The sequence below is a fragment of the Moorena sp. SIO3B2 genome (genome assembly GCF_010692525.1).
Lineage (GTDB): Bacteria > Cyanobacteriota > Cyanobacteriia > Cyanobacteriales > Coleofasciculaceae > Moorena > Moorena producens.
In genome coordinates this window covers 1-1047 of record NZ_JAAHHE010000991.1, presented here as the reverse complement: position 1 = coordinate 1047, position 1047 = coordinate 1, and the positions used below count along the sequence as shown (strand labels likewise).

General features: G+C 46.9%; 1 pseudogene. It reads right to left on the bottom strand.

Annotated elements, in window-relative coordinates:
• Positions 1–64: 64 nt before the first annotated feature.
• Positions 65–1047: pseudogene (locus F6K38_RS42965) on the bottom strand (ABC transporter permease); the annotation flags it as partial.

Here is a 1047-nt window from a genome sequence, read left to right as displayed (position 1 = left end):
GGAGAAACGGAAAGCTACCTTGAACACGAGCGCCGGGATTTATCCCGGCTCGCTCCACGCCCACCTAATGAATTAGGTGGCTAACTCTCGCTTGATATTTCTCTGTTTTTCCAGAAAGCAAGGCTTTGGTTGTTGATTCTCCTGCTTGTTGCAATTGTCGTCCTAGCTGTACGTTCAATAACGTTAGGGCTAGGGACTGACCAATGATGGCCAAGAAAACACTGCCATTAGCATAGGGCAAAATACCCCAATGAAATACCGAAAATAGCCATAAAGCAGCAGGAGTCTCATAGGGAGTCATCGACCCAATTGCAAACAGGATGGGGGGTAAGAGAATCAATCCTCCTACTGCTATTACTGCACCAGCAGCTCGCTTCTGTGTTTTCATCAACAGCATCAACTGAGCAACTGTGGCGTAAATCATGATAAGACTGCTATTGAGCAAGAGTGTGAACAGGGCAGGTATCTTGTACTCATTGGCAGGCCAAAGTAATATCCACGTCAGCAACATCCCAGATGCGATCGCACAATTCATTGCCACTGCCACCACAGCGGGACTTTTGTCACCCCAGATTAAGTCCGCTATCACCCCTCCTTTTTTGCGGAAAGTCCGATCCTGATGTCGGTAACGAGCCCAATCTTGTAAGGTTTGTCGATGGGGACTCAAGGCAGCAATCAGAGCTAAAAACAGCACCAGGTTGAACACCAGCAGCATCTGTGAATTCTCTTCCAAGCCATGGGTATAACCACCCCAGTTCTTGTATTGAGGGTTGAGGGCAAATCCTAAAATCACCGCTTGAAAGCTAGCGGTCAGCCAGTAACTCTGTTGTTTGTTAATCAAGGTAGCTTTAGGGTTATGGAAGCAACGATTTAGCCCTTGCCCAAACCAGTAGGTCCCAACACCGTAGTTGAGGACAATCAAACCAGCCATAGTCCAGAAACTGGCACCGATATGGATACCAAACCAGCGCAAATCTTGGAAACTACGCTCAACAGGATAAAAACTATTCGGATCAAACGAATTAGAATCAATCAGGTACGGTAAGA